The organism is Treponema sp. Marseille-Q4523 (assembly GCF_016901105.1).
GTDB lineage: Bacteria > Spirochaetota > Spirochaetia > Treponematales > Treponemataceae > Treponema_D.
The window spans coordinates 34667-50661 of the sequence record NZ_JAFEVM010000024.1 but is presented as its reverse complement, the minus strand read 5'-3'; the positions used below and the strand labels follow the sequence as shown (position 1 = coordinate 50661).

Here is a 15995-nt window from a genome sequence, read left to right as displayed (position 1 = left end):
ATATCATATAACTCAATTGTTCCTAGTACCTTAGATACTTTAGAATTATTTCCCGTGTAGTACTTACTCGCGATATTACCGTTTGAATAAATTCTGATTTCCTCGTACGAATAACTATCAGGAAGAGATTCTACCGGCAGATAGTATATTTTATTATTACAGCGAATAGCCAATCTGGAATCTGTATTAATTATAAGATAGCCATATCTGGTATAAAATATTTTTCCCTTTTCATCTAAAACCTTAAAAAAGCCTTTCCCGTCTACAGCAAAATCCGTATTCAGGGATGTTTGATAAACACACCCCTGAGTTAAAATAGGAGTCCCGTCAGATTTTCCTGTATTATAATCAAGTGTACCTTTATATCCAAAAGTGCTCAAATTTCTTAAATCTTTATAAAGACAATCATATTCTTCTTCCGGACTAAGTGCAAAAGCGGAAACTATGGAAAATATAATTATGTAAAAAATAAAAAGAATTCTTTTCATTTTCCTTAAACGCTCCGGCGCGGGCGCCCGTATAACATATATCAGCCCTCTTTTTATTATACCCGTATTCTTCATTTCTTCAATCAGCCAATCATATTGCAAGGTTGCACGGGGAACTTCGCGCTCCGTGCCGTTTGCAAGCGATGTGCCATACGGCGCGGAGGATCAAAGACTGCGCGGCCGTCATCGGTTTTGCGCTCCCCGATGCACTGACGGAAAGCGAAGCGACAGCCTTTATCGATGCGATGAGCGCAAAGCACGCGCACTACGTCTATTTTTCAAACCGGCATGCGCTCTCGTCTTTCGTTACGTATACCGTCGAAAGCGGACGCGGGCAATCGTAAGCTTTCACCGCAGGCGGAAATGTGGCCGCATGCAGACGTAAGCTTTCGCCGTAAACACATCGAATATTTCGCTCACTGTACTTTTATTCTTCCTTAAAATTGCACAGCGAGTAAATCTTCGGATTTAGGAGCTGGGCAATTCGTGCGCGCAAGCGCACAGTTAATAAGCGATGTTTCGGCTTCGTCCGAAACTCGAAGTTAAATTGAACGGCGCTATTTCAGACGTTCAATTTAAACCTTCGGTATATGTATATAAAACTTTTTTATGATTTCGAAACGTATACACAATCCCGTTATCGGTATCGATTTTTATCTTTTTGATTTTTATCGAGCTTCGTTTTTTTGAAATCAAATTTTCATACACGCATAAAAAACCGCTTTCATCTATGAGCCAATATTCGACGGGTGCACTTGCATACGCACCTTTCTTTCCGTATGTACACAGTACATAGTTATTTCCGTCGGAATCTTTTTTAAATACAAACAGTTCCGTATCTTTTTTCGAGATACGTTCAAATCTGTGATTAACGATTTCATCTTCGTTCCACGCAGAAACCGCATCGGAGTTTTTATGCAATTGAATAAAATCCCGTATCTTCCGAACGATCGCGCTTCTGTTTTTCGCAGACAAATCTTCACAAGATTTTTCTTTGCAGGAAATAGAAATCGGCAATAACAAAAACAATACAAACAGTAATTTCGCCGTCATATCGTTTACATCGTGCAGCTTAGCTTTTCCGTCCGTCGGCAAGGAGTTTAAACTTCGCAAATATGCGTCGCCTCATGTTTGAAAATCGCGTGCGGCAAAGTACACTTACAAATCTTTCGCATCTTGAAAATATTCCGCGTAGATTTGCAGATGAACGTCTTCGTTGTCTTCAGTCGTTACAAAAATATCGTACACCTGCACATTCCTCAGCCGGGAAAACATTTCAGGATTCGGAGCTTCCTGCGTTCCGTGCATTTGGGCATCAAGATCTTTTTCATCGATGGCAAACACACCGCTGAATCCCATTACCAATAAAATCAACAAGAAAAGATTTTTCATTTTTCCTCCGAATTGCTTCCTGCCGCAAGTGTATAATCGTTCTGCATCGTTTTCAAGTCTTCTTACCGATTCAAAAATCTCACGCGATTTATAGTTGAAAACAAATCAATACACATTGTGAGCACGTCTCCATATCTTGGTTTTTGTCCTGCTTTGTGCTATAGTCACGGCTATGTTTGAAGTACGTGTCGAAGCGAATTTTTCCGCAGCGCATTTTCTCCGCGATTACAACGGAAAGTGCGAAAGCATGCACGGCCACAATTATACCGTACGCGCTCATGTAAAAGGAAGCACGCTCGGAAGCGGCGGTATGCTCATCGACTTCGGAAAATTAAAAGCGGCGCTCAGAGCAGTATGCGCAGAGCTCGATCATACGAACTTAAACGATCATGCCGTCTTTTTGCAAAATCCGAGCGCCGAGCGCATTGCAAAATACATCTACGATGCGCTCATCGACAAAATGCGCCATACAGGCATCGATCTGTCGTACGCGAACGGAAAGGTGACCGCTTTTTTGGCAGCCGTCGACGTATTTGAAACCGATACGAGCCGCGCCCGCTACAGTCCGGAATGAAGTACGTGACTTTTTATTCGTGCGGAGGGTTTAATACCCCGACGCTTGCGTCGTAACAAAGGGTATTAAAGCCGACTGCAACCACCTTATGAGAACAACATACCCCGACGCTTGCGTCGGGAGTGTTGATTAATAATACAGTTCGCTTTCAAAGCACGTCGCGTTTTTTTGTTTTCCGACAACGGTTATCTTTTTCGCCTCATCGTCAAAGGCTGCAAACATCGTTATCGTGTCGCCTTTTTTCGCTTCGTGCGAATAATTTATGCGGAAATCGGTAAAGGTTTTTCGCTGATACTCTTCCGGTAAACAGTCGATCGCGAATGCACCGTAACGGGAATTGTTCATGTGGCCGTTCGCGTCTATGTCCGACCAGCAAATGGGACGGCTCGCGCATTCGACGAGGTTTTCGGGGATCGCGATTTTTCCCGGCGCCATGCAGTCGTGCTCTTCTTTTCGTACCGGTTCGGGACGCAGCGTAAAATCTTTTGTGCGGATGATGCGGTGCGATGCGTAATCGGCGACGAACCACGAACTCGAACCGCTTACGAGGGGCGTGCCGTCTCGGTCTGTTATTTCGTATGCTCTCATGAGCTGCAGCGCTTCGGGTTTTTCTTCCCACGTGGCGATCGTGACGACGTCGTTTGCTTTCGGCATTTTATGAAAACGGAAAGCGATGCGCGAAAGCAAAATTGCATAATTTCGTTCGGCGAGAAACGTAAACGAAATGCCGCGCTCGTAGTAATCTTCGATAGCCGTATCGGTCGTGAGCCGCAGCAGTTCTGAAAAATTGAGATTCGAAAGCATATTGCATTGACAAAAATGCAGCTTCATTTCGCTGTAAAAAGTTCCCTTATCGTCATAGCGTTGATGGTAATCCATTACAACCTCACCGGAATATGCTGTGCGTTGAGTTCCTGTTTGATGCGGGCGATCGTATAGTTTCCCGAATGCACCATCGTTGCGATGAGCGCCGCGTCTGCTTTGCCTTTCGTAAACGCATCGGCGATGTGCTGCACGCATCCCGCTCCTCCCGAAGCGATGACCGGAACGGAAACACTTTCGGAAATCATGCGCGTGAGAGAAAGTTCGTAGCCGTTTTGCACACCGTCGGTATCGATCGCGTTTAAAACGATTTCGCCCGCTCCGAGTGAAACCGCTTTTTGAGCCCATTCTTTCGCATCCAAATCCGTCTGCGTCCTTCCGCCGTTGATGAATACGCGGTAGCCGCTCGGCATCGCTTCATCGCGCGAAGCATCCATGCCGAGGACGATACATTGATTTCCGAAAACGCGGGCGCCCTCTCGGATAAGGTCGGGATTTTTTACCGCTTGCGAATTGAGGCTCACTTTTTCCGCGCCTGCAAGGATTGTCGAGCGTATGTCATCGATCGTCGCGATACCGCCTCCGACGCAAAAGGGAATAAACACTTGGTGCGCGACGCGAGCGACGAGGTCGAGTATGGGGCCTCTCCCGTTTGCCGACGCCATGATATCGTAAAAGACGAGTTCGTCCACGCCTTGCCGCCAGTATTCTGCGGCCATCGCAACGGGATCTCCGATATCGCGGTTGTTTTGAAATCTGATGCCCTTTGTCGTGCGTCCGTCTTTGACGTCGAGGCAGACGATGATCCTTTTTTTCAGCATACCGCTTCTCCGCGGCAGTAATTTGCAAGGAGTCTGAGGCCGTTCGCGCCCGATTTTTCCGGATGAAATTGAAAAGCCGCGACGCTGCCGCTTTCGATGACTGCCGGAACGATGCCTCCGTAGTTCGTGTAAGCTTTGACGACGGAAGCATCCTCAGGCTGCATGACGTAAGAGTGCACGAAGTAAAAATCGGAATGCTCCGCGACACCGTCAAAGAGGGGAGAAGAGCCGTTCGCATACGTCAAATCGTTCCATCCCATGTGCGGCACTTTGAGGCGAAGCGTTTCGTCGTGCGAGGCTTGCCACAGCGATGAAAATTTAATAATTTTTCCTTTGACGAGACCGAGACAGGCGGTATCCCCTTCTTCGGAATAATCGAAGATGATCTGCGAGCCGAGACAGATGCCGAGAAGCGGTTTTTTCGCACCACTCCAATCTTTTAAAAACGAATCGAAACCCGTGCGCGAAAGCTCGTGCATCGCATAAGCGGCTTCTCCTACTCCCGGAACGATGAGACGGCTGCAGTGCGCGAGTTCGCTCGGACGTTTGGAAACCGTAAACGGAAATCCCAGCGATTCGAGGGCGTGCTCGACGCTTTTGATATTGCCCGCATTGTAATCGACGATCCCGATCATAGGAGCATAGTAGTATGAACGGCGGATTTTGTAAATTACCTCGTCACCGATCAAAAGCAGCACGCGAAGCGGTCGGAAGTTTTGACATTGCCTTGACAAAAACGCCCACGGAGAAATAGTATATCAAGCGAGGTTGTAGTATGTTTTGGGATCGTGTAGCGGGAGTGTATGATATTTTTGTAAACGTTATCAACGCAAAGGTACACCGCGAGCTGTGCGAAAAAGTCGCCGCCCTTATCACTGCCGATGACGAAGTGTTGGAATGCGCCTGCGGTACGGGCATGTTGAGCGCGCACATCGCACCCGAGTGCAAATCGCTCGTTGCGACGGATTTTTCTTCCGGTATGCTGAAAAGGGCGCGCGCAAAGTGCCGGAAGTATGCGAACGTCGAATTCAAGCTTGCAAATATTTCAGCGCTCGATTTCGCGGACAATACTTTCGACGTTGTCGTTGCGGGAAATGTCATACATCTTTTGGATGAACCGGAGGCGGCGCTGGGCGAGCTGAACCGAGTCTGCAAAATCGGCGGGAAGTTGATAATTCCGACATATATGAATAAGCGTGCGCGCGACGGCACGAGCGGATTTATAAAAGCGCTCGGAAAAGCGGGCGCGGATTTTAAAAAGCAGTTTACGTTTTCATCTTATAAACGTTTTTTCGCCGACGCGGGTTATACCGATGCGGCATACACTATGATCGAAGGGCGAGTTCCGTGTGCGATTGCGGTACTCATAAAGCGCTAGGCAAAGCGTCGCCGGTATAAAACAGTAAGCGCGGCGGATATTGAGAGACGCGATTTCGGACGCGATATTTTCGGTTTTGCTTTTATAAGATTTTTAATACAGTTCTTTCATCAGGCAAAAATTGTCGTACATCTTTTGCCAGCGCGGATTGTTTTCATGCGGAACGCAGTCTTCCTGCCAGCACCACCAAAAATATCCGCCGACATAGCGGTCGTTATACGGGGTCATGAGGTAATATGTATCGGCTTGTTTGTTAAAATCGGTTCCCGCCTTGTGCGCAGATGCAAAGCCGCATTCGCCGAAGGCGAGCAGCGAATTGGGAAAAAGCCGGTACAGGTTTTCGAATACGGCGTTCCAGTCTTCGTGTTCGCCGTCGTTGTCTTCATCGTAATAGCTGACAAGCACGTAATCGAGCGCGGCTTTCATATCCGCGGGAACGTACTTTGCAAGCCACGCTTCCATCGTCATGCTCTGATCGCCCGGCTTGAACATATATGCCGTAAGCGCCGTCTTATATCCGCGCGAATGCAAATATGCCCACGCCGCGTAGACTTTTTGCGCATTCAATGCGTTCGTACCGCCGAGCCATCCTTCACCGTTGATTTCGTTGCCGACTTCCCAAATGTCGACATACGGAGCGAGGTGCAAAGCGCAGTCGGCAAAACGCGCTGTATACGCTTTGACGGTTTTATAGCGTTTCATATCTTCGGAATCGCAGGGACACAGCATGATGTATGCGACTTCGTGCAGTCGGGAAAGCAGCGGAATAAAATCTGCCGGCTTTATATCGGCATCGATGACGACGCGCGCGGCGGGTTTTACGGGAAGCGCCCGTACGGCATCCGTAACGGCATCAATTGAAGAGGATGAAAGCGCATCGAGCGTTATACCGTACAGCGGCGCGGATTTTTTTTGCAGCCCCTCTGCGGCAGTCGGATAAGCGCAAAGGCTTAGCGCCGCGATAATCGAAAACAGCGTATGTCGCATCATAATTTTCCGCCCTAATTAAAAAAAAAATAGTACAGATAAAAGATACAAGGGTAATTATCGGCTTGACAGGATCGGCGGAAAAGAATATCGTTAGCAACTGCTAATTATTTACACTGGTGGAGTATGTTCATGAGAAGAATTGCAATTTACGGAAAAGGCGGTATCGGAAAATCGACGACAACGTCGAATCTGTCTGCCGCGCTGAGTACGATGGGATATAAAGTGATGCAGATCGGCTGCGATCCGAAATCCGATTCCGTAAAAAACCTTATGGGCGGAAAAAAGATCGTGACGGTACTCGATCGGCTGCGCGAAGACGAAGAAGCCGAACTGCACCTTGACGATATCGTGTTTAAGGGCTTTAACGGCATTCTGTGTGTGGAAGCGGGAGGACCCACTCCGGGCATCGGCTGCGCGGGTCGCGGCATCATCACCGCATTCGATAAATTGGAAGAACTCGGAGCGTATACGACATACCGACCGGATATCGTATTTTACGACGTTCTCGGAGATGTCGTATGCGGCGGCTTTGCAATGCCGATCCGAAACGGCTATGCGCGCGACGTGTTTATCGTTACCTCAGGCGAGATGATGTCGCTGTATGCGGCTTCGAACATCGCACACGCTATTTCGAATTTCGGCTCTCGCGGTTATGCGCGGTATTCCGGCGTCATCCTCAATTCGCGCAACGTTGAAAACGAACTCGAAACCGTAAATGAAGCGCTGAAAGAAATCGGCGGCAGTGTCGTTTCCGTCATTCCGCGCGACGGCGTCGTACAGCAAGCCGAAGATCAGGGCAAGACGGTGATCGAAGCCTTTCCGGAATCGCATCAGGCCGATTGTTATCGAAAGCTCGCCGAAGAGATCCTTGCGCGAAGCGAAGACGTCGCTCTTGAAAACGGAGTTGCGTAATGGAGTGCCGTTCAGCCTGTTTTACGACGACGCTGCACTACGAATCCCCCGCTCACGGCGGCTGGGGCGTCATCCGCGTCGCCGCCCTCGTACCGGAAGTGTATATGCTTTTCGTTTCTCCCTTCGCCTGCGGCAGACACGGCGCGCTCGGAGGAATCATCAACGGTGTAAAGGATAAAGTATCCTATCTTTTTATCGGCGAAAAAGAGATCGTCTCCGGCGATTACGAAGCGCAGGTTTTCCGTGCAATCGAAGAACTCTTTGCGTTTTTGAAAAAAAAGCCGCGCGTGTTGTTTTTATTCGTGTCCTGCCTTGACGATATGCTCGGCACCGATCATGCGGCGCTCGATGAAAAACTTGGGCAAACATATCCGGACGTCCTTTTCCGTTCCTGCCACATGAATCCGATTCAATCGGATACGCCGCTTCCGCCGCTCGTGTCGCTGAATCGAAATATGTACAGTCTGCTCTCTTCTCCCGACGGAAAAGAAGCCGAACACTTTAAAAACTATGTAAATCTCATCGGAAACAATGTGCTTCCGGTAGCCGGTTCCGAACTCTACCGCATCATGGGCGACAACGGTATCCGCGTACGCCATATAAGCGAATGCAAAACATTCGACGAATACTATGCGATGCGGACGAGCGGTATGAATATCGTACTCTCTCCCGCCGCGGCTTTTGCCGCCCGCGATATGGAAAAAAATCCGGGCATTCCGTATTTTTTGTCGTACGTCACCTACGATCCCGACGGCATAAAAGATATGTACGGAGAGCTCGCGAAAAAACTTTCCGATGCGGGTATGAACGTATCGTTTGACATCGAGCGCGATTATGAAAATGCAAAAGCATCTCTCCGTGAAACCGCGGCTTTTTTAGACGGTACGCCCGTCGCGATCGATTTTCAGTCGGTAAAGCAGCCGTGCGCGCTCGCGAAGACGCTCATCTCTTACGGGTTTACGGTAAAGCTGCTCGCCGTCGATAAAATTCTTCCGTTTGAAAAAGAAAGTTTCGAGTGGCTTAAAACGCACGCTCCTCATTTGGAAATTGCAAGTCCGCTGCATCACGACTCTCCGAAATTTGCGTACCGATCGTACTCCGACTGTTTGTGTATCGGTTTCGACTGCGGCTATATGACCGGATCGGAAAAGGTCGTCAACATCATGGACGACGAGGGCAATTTCGGTTTTTCAGGCGTCGTCCGCCTTATGGAAATGATGCGGAGTGCAAATGCCCGCCGAGCCGATGTCGCCGAAATGATCAGGGAGGCAAAGCTTATTATATGAATAATTTGTGTTTGGTCTTGCCGCCCTTCGCGCCCGATTATTCGGGAGTCGCTTCTTCGCTCTTTGAGCTCGGAGGTATGATCGTTATCCACGATGCGTCCGGCTGTACGGGAAATTATTTGGGATACGATGAACCTCGCTGGATGAATTCGAAATCGATCGTGTTTTGCTCGGGGCTGCGCCACATGGACGCGGTGCTCGGAAACGATAAAAAACTTGTCAAACGGATGATTGAAGCCGCCGAAAGTTTACAACCCGCTTTTATCGCGCTGCTCGGAAGTCCCGTTCCCATGGTCATCGGTACGGATTACGACGGCATCGCTTCGGAAGTGGAAGAAGCGACGGGGATCCCGTCGTTCGGCTTCGACACGAAGGGTACGGTGTTTTACGATAAAGGCGTTTCCATGGGGACGATTGCGCTTTTAAAGCGTTTCGCTCCGGCTTCAAAGCGCTGTGAAAAGCAAAACAATGCGATCAATCTCCTCGGCTTGACGCCGCTCGATTTCGGCAACAGCGGAAACGCAGAAGCTGTACGCGCCCTGTTTGAAAAAAGCGGTATTGAAATCATTGCAAGCCTTTCGATGGGTCTTTCGCTCGACGATTTGAAACGCAGCCCCTCTGCGGCCTTGAACGTCGCGCTTTCGTATGCGGGGATCGAAATCGCAAAATATATGGAAAGGGTGTATCACATTCCCTACATTGCAGGTGTTCCGCTCGGAGACGGAAAGGCGATGCTTACGGCCGTACGGCGCTTTCTTTCCGGCGAAAAAAGCGATTCGGGGAGCGTATGGGAAATCGCTTCGAAAGCGAATGCGGCGCAAACCTCGCACAAACGGATTTTGATTGCGGGAGAGCAGGTTACGGCATGTTCGATTCGAAACGAACTCAGGCGTATTTCTCGAACGGCGGACATAGAAGCGGCATACCTTTTCAATTCGTTTCCGGAATACGCCGAAACATGCGATCATAAAGCCGTGTGCGAACGGGAACTCATGGATCTTGTAAACGGCGGTTCATATACCGATATCGTAGCCGATCCGCTTGTCGGAGAATTGATAAAAAATTCTTCCGTCAGGTTTCACGGTTTGCCGCACGTAGCCGTTTCGAGCAAAGTGTGCTGGGACGACACGAAGTGCGTCATAGGCGATGACATGACGCGCTTTCTTTTTGGAATCGCGGAAGAATAATTATTAATTGTTAATGGGTAATTGATAATTTTACGATAGAGAGCATTATCGGTTTTTATTTTTGAGTAAACTGAGAATTGATACATAAAATCAATAGGAGGATATATGAAAAAGATGATCATAAAAGTCTGTGCCGTACTCTGTCTCTTTACGGCATCGCGTGCTTTTGCCGCGCCGAAAACGCATACCGTTGTCGACCACGCGGGCAATACCGTTGAAGTGCCGAATAAAATCGACAGGATCGTTATCGCAAGTCTCTACCCGCTGCCTTCGGTCTATTGTCTGTATGCGGATTCCGCAAAAAAACTCGTCGGAATTCCTGCCAGTTCCATGGCGGCTGCAAAAGCATCGTTTCTTGTAAAAGCGTATCCCGAAATTGCAAATGCGAAGACGGGATTCGAAAAGGGCGGCGTCATCAACGCGGAAGAATTAATGGCGCTCAAACCCGATGTCATTTTTTACAATGCCGGAGCGAAATCGTCAAAGGCGGTATTCGATAAAACGGGGATCCCCGCCGTCGGGTTTTCAACGTCGATTGCGAAGTTCAATACGATCGAAACCTATGCGGCGTGGATCGATCTTTTGGCAAAAGTGCTCGGCGAAACGGATCGTTCGAAAAAGCTTATCGAGTACGGAAGAAAAATCGAGCAAGACGTAAAAGCGCGCATCGCATCGATCCCCGAAGGGAAAAAGCCGAGTGCGATGATCATCTATTCGTACGATAACGGAAAGATCACGACCTACGGAAAAAAGATGTTCCCCGAATATTGGATCACGACGGCAGGTGGGATCAATGCTGCGAAGTCGGAAGGCGGAGTCGTGGAACTCAATATGGAACAGATTTACGCATGGAATCCCGATATCGTGATTTTAACAAATTTCAATACCAAACTTCCCGAAGATTTCGACGACGGCATTGTCGACGGCAACGACTGGTCGAGCGTGAGCGCTGTACAAAAAAAACAAGTGTATAAATTTCCGCTCGGCATGTACCGCTGGTGTCCGCCGTCGTCCGATTCGCCGCTTTCGCTCGTATTCCTTGCAAAGACGATTCAGCCGAAATTATTTGAAGACTACGACCTCGATAAAATCATCGTCGATTATTATAAAGAATTCTACGGAATAACGCTCACTTCCGGCGACCTCCATACGATTTATCATCCGTCGAGATCCGCCGCAGGTTTGTAAACGAAAAGGAAAACGCAATTATGAATTATACTGCAGGGCAGCGCAAAATCATCTTTGCAGCTCTCGCCGTGCTGCCGCTTTTTACCGCGCTCATCTGTCTCGGATTCGGACGCTATGCGCTCGGCGTTTTCGATACGGTGCGCATCCTCTTTTCCGGCGTGACGAAGGCGGAGATAACTGCGGTTGAACGCTCCGTCATCTTCAGCGTCCGCTTACCGCGCATTATTTTAGCGGCTTTTGTCGGAGCGGGTTTAAGCTGCGCGGGTGCCGCGTTTCAGGGTTTATTTACGAATCCGCTCGCGACGCCCGATACGCTCGGAGTGGCAAGCGGCGCATCCTTCGGCGCGGTATCGGCACTTCTTTTTCGAAGCAATTTGATCGTCGTGCAGCTTTCAGCTCTTGTATTCGGACTCGCCGCCTGCGCCGTCACGTATTCGGTGGGACGATTTCGCGGACGCAGTTCGGTCGTCATGATCGTGCTTTCGGGCATGGTCGTCTCGGCACTCTTCCAAGCCTTTGTGTCGCTCGTCAAATACGCCGCCGATCCGCAGGATATTTTGCCGTCGATCACGTATTGGCTTATGGGCAGTATGTCGGGCGCAAGCTATAAAACGCTTTTGCTCGGCCTTCCGTTTATCGTCACGGGAACGCTCATCATCTTTTTGCTGCGCTGGCGGCTCAATATTTTATCGCTGAACGAAGACGAAGCTCGTTCGATGGGTATGAATATCCGCGTGATGCGCCTGCTCGTCATCGTCGCCTCATCTCTTATCACCGCGTCCGCCGTGTCGATGTGCGGTTCGATCGGCTGGGTGGGCTTGCTCGTTCCGCACATGGCGCGTATGCTCATGGGCAGCAACAATCGCACCGTCATTCCCATAAGCATCAGTTTGGGTTCGGTCTTCGTTATCGTAATCGATACATTTGCAAGAAGCATGAGTGCGGCCGAAATTCCGATTTCGATTTTGACGGCGGTTATCGGCGCGCCGTTCTTTATCGCGCTATTACGAAAAACGGGAGGTTCGTGGACATGACTTTTTCCGTACGGGGCGGCTCGTTCGCCTACGGTACCGAGCGCGTGCTCGATCGCATTTCGTTTTCCGTCGAAAGCGGAGAAGTGTTGTGCATACTCGGTCCGAACGGTGTCGGTAAAACGACGCTGCTCAAATGCATGATGGGATTATTAAAATGGGATGAGGGCGAAACCCTTATCGACGGGAGAGCGCTTGAAAGTTGGAGACAAAAAGATCTGTGGCGGCGTATCGCATACGTTCCGCAGGCGAAAGGTGTCGCGTTCGGTTTTACCGCCTTCGACATGGTGCTGCTCGGCCGCAGCGCTCACTTGGGTACTTTCGAACAGCCGGATGAAAAAGACAAACGCATCGCCCTTCGCGCGATGGAAGACACGGGTATCGCTTTTCTCCGCGATAAGCTCTGCACCGAAATGAGCGGCGGGGAACTGCAGATGGTGCTCATCGCGCGCGCTCTTGCGGTAGAACCCGAAATGCTCGTATTCGACGAGCCTGAATCGAATTTGGATTTTAAAAATCAATTGATAATTTTAAATACGATTTACCGTCTTGCAAAAGAGCGGCATATTTCGGCTGTCGTCAACACGCACTATCCCGCTCATGCAATGAAGATCGCCGACAAAGCGCTCATCCTGAACAGGGACGGTGAAAGCACGAGCGGCGCGATCGAAAAAGTCATCACCGAAGATTCGATGAAAAAGACGTTCAGCGTGCAAGTACACATCAACGAGTTCGAATATCAAAACACAAAATACAAGGACGTCGTCCCGCTGTATTTAGTGTGAATTATGGAAAAACGCGTGCGCTTTCGCGCACGGCTAAAAACTTTTTCGAAAGTTGTAACTTTCCGCAAAAGTTTTTTTGGAGGAATTATGAAAAAGAATATTGTCCGTATCGGAACGCTTTTCGCGTGCCTGGCGCTTTCGACCTTCGCCGTTTCCTGCTCGAAGTCGGGAGTTGCGAAAGAGGCGGCAACGCGTACCGTTATCGATCACGACGACGAAAGCGTCGTCATCCCCGCAAAGGTCAATCGCGCAGTCGTTGTCGGCGTGTGGCCGCTTCCGTCCGTCATCACGGTATTTTTGGGAAGCCCCGACCGCCTCGTCGGCATTCCGCCCGCATCGATAGGGGCTGCAAAAGCGGGACTGCTCGGAGAGCTTTTTCCGTCGTATTTGAATATCGATTCGCACTTTCTTGCAAACGATACGCTGAACGTCGAAGAAGTGCTCGCGCTCAAACCCGACGTCGTCTTTACAACGGCGCACCGTTCGCAGCAAAAAGAGGAAATCAAAAAGGCGGGACTCGCCGCCGTCGCCGTCAGTGTCAACAAATGGGATTACAATATCCTCGACACGTATGACGGATGGATCGACGTACTCAGCCAGGTTTTTCCGGAAAACGATAAAAAAGACGCGGTGAGCGCATACAGCCGAAAAGTCTACGAAACGATTCAGTCCCGCGTTTCGTCCATCCCCGAAAACGACCGCAAAAAAGTGCTGTTTTTGTTTATGTGTAATGAAAAAACTATCGTGACGAGCGGCAAACACTTTTTCGGACAATTTTGGTGCGACGCCGTCGGTGCGAAAAACGTTGCGGAAGAAGTAGGCGCTGAAAACAGCAACGCCGTCATCAATATGGAACAGATATACAAGTGGAATCCCGATATCATTTTAATAACCAATTTCACTTCTCAGACGGCCGACGATCTGTACAATAACAGGACGGCGAATTACGATTGGTCGCCGATCAAAGCGGTACAAAACCGAACCGTGTACAAAATGCCGCTCGGAACTTACCGCAGTTATACGCCGAGTGCGGATACGCCGGTAACGCTGTACTGGATCGCAAAAAAAGTCTACCCCGAACTCTTCGGCGATATCGACGTCGAAAAGGAAGTGAAGTCGTATTTTAAAGATATGTATAATATCGATTTGACCGACGAGCAGATAAACCGTATGTACAATCAGGATTCGAAGGGTGCGGCAGGAACGAGAGGCGCCTAAGGATCGTTCATCATGCACACGGAAAGCGCCGATAATTGCGGTATGAGAGATATTTTTTCGACGCTTTCACTCGCTAAATCCGTGCTCACCGACGCGCGCGTCATAGGCACGGCGATCGCCGTATTTTTGGTGATGGACTTCGCAGTCTTTGTCGCAAATTATACGAAAAAGCCTAAGCGGAAAAAGAAGCGGCGAGTCGAAGCGGCACCGGTAAATCAAAACGCGGAAGCGGCTCCTGCTCCCGAATCGGGCGAAGCGGAAACCGAAACCGCATAATACCGGTTGCGGCGCGTAAAAATGCTGCAGCGTTTGCCGGATTGCAATCGCTTGAACGAAAGCGTACGTTGCCGGATTGCGTCCGCATCGCGCAAAAGGGTTTCGGCTGTGAAAGCGTTGTCGCATGAACGAAGGGTAAGTTGTCGGATGCGCGGTTATCTAAAGCGCTTATTTGAACTTTACAGCCGTTCCGTACGCGATAACTTCGGCGGCATTTTGCATAACCGATGCGGACGAATAGCGGATATTCACGACGGCGTCGGCGCCCAGATGTTCTGCTTCCTGTACCATACGTTTGGTCGTCAACGCGCTCGCTTCGTTCATCATTTCGGTGTAGCCCTTCAATTCGCCCCCGATGATAGGGATCACAGCACGAGTTCGCCGTTTTGCAAAATCGTCCGCTTCGAGCCGTCTTCGTAAGTTATTTCGATCGTCGGCTCACGTACAACGCCGTCGAGATGGATCAAAGCCGGCGCATCGTTGTCGTAATTTTCTCCGATCGCAAAGTGACAGGTGCGGAACGCTTTTTCGTCTTCGAGCATATTCCCCGTGATGACGGCGGCCGGATTCAAGCCGATGCCGAGTTCTCCGATATTGCGCGCGTTTCTGCGATACACGCTCCCCTCCCCTTCGGGCAATTTGCCTTCTTTTTCCATCGCAAGCGACTTCGCTTCCGCATCGGCGATCGTTTTTTTCAAGCGTGCGGCTTCTTCTCCGCCGTCTATATCGGACACAAAACCGTCTTTAACCTGCACGACTATCGGCGTTTCAAGGATGGCGTCTCCGTCACCGAATGTCATCGAACCGTCGAACACGATTTTCCCGTTTGTGCCGGATGCAGCGGGTACGTTTTTTTCTTCGGCCTTGCTGCCGTCCGCTTGCGCGCCCTTCCCTTCGGCACCGCTTCGAACGCCGCCCTCGCTTTCGTCATCGCCCTGACCGCCGATTTTTTGCTTGATTTTATCGAGGATGTTTCCTTCGTCCTGCACATTCCCCGTACCGACGACGGGACTGATAAACACTTCACCCGCCGGAATATTTCCGCCCGAACCGGGCTTTGAAAAATCTCCGTCGTCTTCGAGTGCCTTGCGCCCCGCAACCGGAACGACGACATCCGTTCCGCCGGAAGAGGTAACGTGAACGGAAACGGCTTTTTCATACGCTTTTTTCAAAGCCGCACAGCGAGAGGCGAGTTCTTTGTAATCGATCTGCACCGCACGTTCGTACATCTCCTGCGTTATACCCGGCATCCACACCGCGCGCATCGATTTTTTCCCGTTCAATAAAAAGTCGAAGATGTGCATGAATTTCGTACCCTTTTCGTCGACATAGGGGTGCGCCGCAGCTCCGGGGTCTTTCCCGAGCTTGGACGACGAAACGGAAAAACACAGATCGGGATTCGTCGCGATCGACGCGAGTACCTCCGGCGATGCGTTGTCGAACGAATTTTTTGCAGTTTGGAACACGAGTACCGGCTCTCCGCCCGCCTTTTTTACGGATTCAAACAAATCCTGTGCGATCATATTCGTTTCGGGATTCGCAACGATGAGCACCCTCTCGCCTTTTTTTACGCGGCACACATCGCGTACGATGATTTCCGCAGGCAGTACGTCTTTCATATTCGATTTCCTCTGTAAATGTATGGTA

Annotated in this window: 19 protein-coding genes and 1 pseudogene; 11 read left to right on the top strand and 9 right to left on the bottom strand. The window is 49.8% G+C overall.

What is annotated here, in order from left to right; translation table 11 throughout:
• Positions 1 to 488: pseudogene (locus tag JSQ97_RS08785) on the bottom strand (hypothetical protein); the annotation flags it as partial.
• A 104-nt stretch (positions 489 to 592) separates the two neighbouring features.
• On the opposite strand from JSQ97_RS08785, the gene JSQ97_RS08780 reads away from it, so the two are divergent.
• The gene (locus JSQ97_RS08780) at positions 593 to 832 is read left to right on the top strand and encodes a hypothetical protein (protein WP_205075707.1); all 240 of its coding nucleotides are present in this window, start codon (positions 593 to 595) and stop codon (positions 830 to 832) included.
• A gap of 226 nt (positions 833 to 1058) precedes the next feature.
• Here the strand turns inward: JSQ97_RS08780 and JSQ97_RS08775 are convergent, their stop codons facing one another.
• Both JSQ97_RS08775 and JSQ97_RS08770 read right to left on the bottom strand, forming a co-directional pair.
• Positions 1059 to 1601: a hypothetical protein gene (locus JSQ97_RS08775; RefSeq protein ID WP_205075706.1), complete on the bottom strand. Its 543-nt coding sequence runs from the start codon at positions 1599 to 1601 to the stop codon at positions 1059 to 1061.
• A gap of 45 nt (positions 1602 to 1646) precedes the next feature.
• The gene (locus JSQ97_RS08770) at positions 1647 to 1880 is read right to left on the bottom strand and encodes a hypothetical protein (protein WP_205075705.1); all 234 of its coding nucleotides are present in this window, start codon (positions 1878 to 1880) and stop codon (positions 1647 to 1649) included.
• A 172-nt stretch (positions 1881 to 2052) separates the two neighbouring features.
• Here JSQ97_RS08770 and queD point away from each other — a divergent pair, with 172 nt between their 5' ends.
• Positions 2053 to 2454 carry a 6-carboxytetrahydropterin synthase QueD gene (gene queD, locus JSQ97_RS08765; RefSeq protein ID WP_205075704.1) on the top strand — a complete coding sequence of 134 codons (402 nt, stop codon included), beginning with the start codon at positions 2053 to 2055 and terminating at the stop codon, positions 2452 to 2454.
• Positions 2455 to 2583: 129 nt separating this feature from the next.
• Here queD and JSQ97_RS08760 read toward each other — a convergent pair whose 3' ends face one another.
• Genes JSQ97_RS08760 through hisH form a run of 3 tightly spaced genes read right to left on the bottom strand, consistent with a single transcriptional unit; the run spans position 2584 to position 4732 of the window.
• Positions 2584 to 3333 carry an acyl-[acyl-carrier-protein] thioesterase gene (locus tag JSQ97_RS08760; protein ID WP_205075703.1) on the bottom strand — a complete coding sequence of 250 codons (750 nt, stop codon included), beginning with the start codon at positions 3331 to 3333 and terminating at the stop codon, positions 2584 to 2586.
• Positions 3333 to 4097 carry an imidazole glycerol phosphate synthase subunit HisF gene (gene hisF, locus JSQ97_RS08755; RefSeq protein ID WP_205075702.1) on the bottom strand — a complete coding sequence of 255 codons (765 nt, stop codon included), beginning with the start codon at positions 4095 to 4097 and terminating at the stop codon, positions 3333 to 3335. Before hisF ends, JSQ97_RS08760 begins: the two co-directional genes overlap by 1 nt.
• On the bottom strand, positions 4091 to 4732 hold the full coding sequence (gene hisH / locus JSQ97_RS08750) for an imidazole glycerol phosphate synthase subunit HisH (RefSeq protein WP_205075701.1): 642 nt from the start codon (positions 4730 to 4732) through the stop codon (positions 4091 to 4093). The genes hisF and hisH overlap by 7 nt, the downstream gene beginning before the upstream one ends.
• Positions 4733 to 4872: 140 nt before the next feature.
• On the opposite strand from hisH, the gene JSQ97_RS08745 reads away from it, so the two are divergent.
• Positions 4873 to 5475 carry a class I SAM-dependent methyltransferase gene (locus JSQ97_RS08745; protein ID WP_205075700.1) on the top strand — a complete coding sequence of 201 codons (603 nt, stop codon included), beginning with the start codon at positions 4873 to 4875 and terminating at the stop codon, positions 5473 to 5475.
• Positions 5476 to 5568: 93 nt separating this feature from the next.
• Here JSQ97_RS08745 and JSQ97_RS08740 read toward each other — a convergent pair whose 3' ends face one another.
• On the bottom strand, positions 5569 to 6465 hold the full coding sequence (locus JSQ97_RS08740; RefSeq protein ID WP_205075699.1) for a glycoside hydrolase family 113 protein: 897 nt from the start codon (positions 6463 to 6465) through the stop codon (positions 5569 to 5571).
• Between the two features lie 129 nt (positions 6466 to 6594).
• Here JSQ97_RS08740 and JSQ97_RS08735 point away from each other — a divergent pair, with 129 nt between their 5' ends.
• The 8 genes from JSQ97_RS08735 to JSQ97_RS08700 all read left to right on the top strand — a co-directional run bounded on the left by JSQ97_RS08735 (position 6595) and on the right by JSQ97_RS08700 (position 14348).
• A complete protein-coding gene (locus tag JSQ97_RS08735; protein WP_187385259.1) occupies positions 6595 to 7377 on the top strand; it encodes a nucleotide-binding protein in 783 nt (260 codons plus the stop codon).
• On the top strand, positions 7377 to 8663 hold the full coding sequence (locus JSQ97_RS08730; RefSeq protein WP_205075698.1) for a nitrogenase component 1: 1287 nt from the start codon (positions 7377 to 7379) through the stop codon (positions 8661 to 8663). Before JSQ97_RS08735 ends, JSQ97_RS08730 begins: the two co-directional genes overlap by 1 nt.
• Entirely contained in the window at positions 8660 to 9850 is a 1191-nt protein-coding gene (locus JSQ97_RS08725) for a nitrogenase component 1 (protein WP_205075697.1), read from the top strand. The genes JSQ97_RS08730 and JSQ97_RS08725 overlap by 4 nt, the downstream gene beginning before the upstream one ends.
• 105 nt (positions 9851 to 9955) lie before the next feature.
• Complete coding sequence (locus tag JSQ97_RS08720) at positions 9956 to 11038, top strand: ABC transporter substrate-binding protein (protein ID WP_205075696.1); 1083 nt, start codon at positions 9956 to 9958, stop codon at positions 11036 to 11038.
• Positions 11039 to 11058: 20 nt separating this feature from the next.
• The gene (locus JSQ97_RS08715; RefSeq protein ID WP_205075695.1) at positions 11059 to 12072 is read left to right on the top strand and encodes a FecCD family ABC transporter permease; all 1014 of its coding nucleotides are present in this window, start codon (positions 11059 to 11061) and stop codon (positions 12070 to 12072) included.
• Complete coding sequence (locus tag JSQ97_RS08710; RefSeq protein WP_205075694.1) at positions 12069 to 12854, top strand: ABC transporter ATP-binding protein; 786 nt, start codon at positions 12069 to 12071, stop codon at positions 12852 to 12854. Before JSQ97_RS08715 ends, JSQ97_RS08710 begins: the two co-directional genes overlap by 4 nt.
• Before the next feature lie 87 nt (positions 12855 to 12941).
• On the top strand, positions 12942 to 14072 hold the full coding sequence (locus JSQ97_RS08705; RefSeq protein WP_205075693.1) for an ABC transporter substrate-binding protein: 1131 nt from the start codon (positions 12942 to 12944) through the stop codon (positions 14070 to 14072).
• A 42-nt stretch (positions 14073 to 14114) separates the two neighbouring features.
• Positions 14115 to 14348, top strand: a complete 234-nt coding sequence (locus JSQ97_RS08700) for a hypothetical protein (protein ID WP_187385266.1) — start codon at positions 14115 to 14117, stop codon at positions 14346 to 14348.
• A gap of 168 nt (positions 14349 to 14516) precedes the next feature.
• Here JSQ97_RS08700 and JSQ97_RS08695 read toward each other — a convergent pair whose 3' ends face one another.
• Both JSQ97_RS08695 and JSQ97_RS08690 read right to left on the bottom strand, forming a co-directional pair.
• The gene (locus JSQ97_RS08695; protein ID WP_205075692.1) at positions 14517 to 14717 is read right to left on the bottom strand and encodes a YbjQ family protein; all 201 of its coding nucleotides are present in this window, start codon (positions 14715 to 14717) and stop codon (positions 14517 to 14519) included.
• On the bottom strand, positions 14714 to 15967 hold the full coding sequence (locus JSQ97_RS08690) for an aminopeptidase (protein ID WP_205075691.1): 1254 nt from the start codon (positions 15965 to 15967) through the stop codon (positions 14714 to 14716). The genes JSQ97_RS08695 and JSQ97_RS08690 overlap by 4 nt, the downstream gene beginning before the upstream one ends.
• Positions 15968 to 15995 lie beyond the last annotated feature (28 nt).

What these genes read in the sequence shown, in the direction of transcription:
- hisH (WP_205075701.1), bottom strand. Translation starts at nt 4,732, where the DNA reads ATGATCGGGATCGTCGATTACAATGCGGGCAATATCAAAAGCGTCGAG.
- queD (WP_205075704.1), top strand. Translation starts at nt 2,053, where the DNA reads ATGTTTGAAGTACGTGTCGAAGCGAATTTTTCCGCAGCGCATTTTCTC.
- JSQ97_RS08745 (WP_205075700.1), top strand. Translation starts at nt 4,873, where the DNA reads ATGTTTTGGGATCGTGTAGCGGGAGTGTATGATATTTTTGTAAACGTT.
- hisF (WP_205075702.1), bottom strand. Translation starts at nt 4,097, where the DNA reads ATGCTGAAAAAAAGGATCATCGTCTGCCTCGACGTCAAAGACGGACGC.
- JSQ97_RS08690 (WP_205075691.1), bottom strand. Translation starts at nt 15,967, where the DNA reads ATGAAAGACGTACTGCCTGCGGAAATCATCGTACGCGATGTGTGCCGC.
- JSQ97_RS08740 (WP_205075699.1), bottom strand. Translation starts at nt 6,465, where the DNA reads ATGATGCGACATACGCTGTTTTCGATTATCGCGGCGCTAAGCCTTTGC.
- JSQ97_RS08735 (WP_187385259.1), top strand. Translation starts at nt 6,595, where the DNA reads ATGAGAAGAATTGCAATTTACGGAAAAGGCGGTATCGGAAAATCGACG.
- JSQ97_RS08770 (WP_205075705.1), bottom strand. Translation starts at nt 1,880, where the DNA reads ATGAAAAATCTTTTCTTGTTGATTTTATTGGTAATGGGATTCAGCGGT.
- JSQ97_RS08725 (WP_205075697.1), top strand. Translation starts at nt 8,660, where the DNA reads ATGAATAATTTGTGTTTGGTCTTGCCGCCCTTCGCGCCCGATTATTCG.
- JSQ97_RS08700 (WP_187385266.1), top strand. Translation starts at nt 14,115, where the DNA reads ATGAGAGATATTTTTTCGACGCTTTCACTCGCTAAATCCGTGCTCACC.
- JSQ97_RS08730 (WP_205075698.1), top strand. Translation starts at nt 7,377, where the DNA reads ATGGAGTGCCGTTCAGCCTGTTTTACGACGACGCTGCACTACGAATCC.
- JSQ97_RS08720 (WP_205075696.1), top strand. Translation starts at nt 9,956, where the DNA reads ATGAAAAAGATGATCATAAAAGTCTGTGCCGTACTCTGTCTCTTTACG.
- JSQ97_RS08710 (WP_205075694.1), top strand. Translation starts at nt 12,069, where the DNA reads ATGACTTTTTCCGTACGGGGCGGCTCGTTCGCCTACGGTACCGAGCGC.
- JSQ97_RS08705 (WP_205075693.1), top strand. Translation starts at nt 12,942, where the DNA reads ATGAAAAAGAATATTGTCCGTATCGGAACGCTTTTCGCGTGCCTGGCG.
- JSQ97_RS08760 (WP_205075703.1), bottom strand. Translation starts at nt 3,333, where the DNA reads ATGGATTACCATCAACGCTATGACGATAAGGGAACTTTTTACAGCGAA.
- JSQ97_RS08715 (WP_205075695.1), top strand. Translation starts at nt 11,059, where the DNA reads ATGAATTATACTGCAGGGCAGCGCAAAATCATCTTTGCAGCTCTCGCC.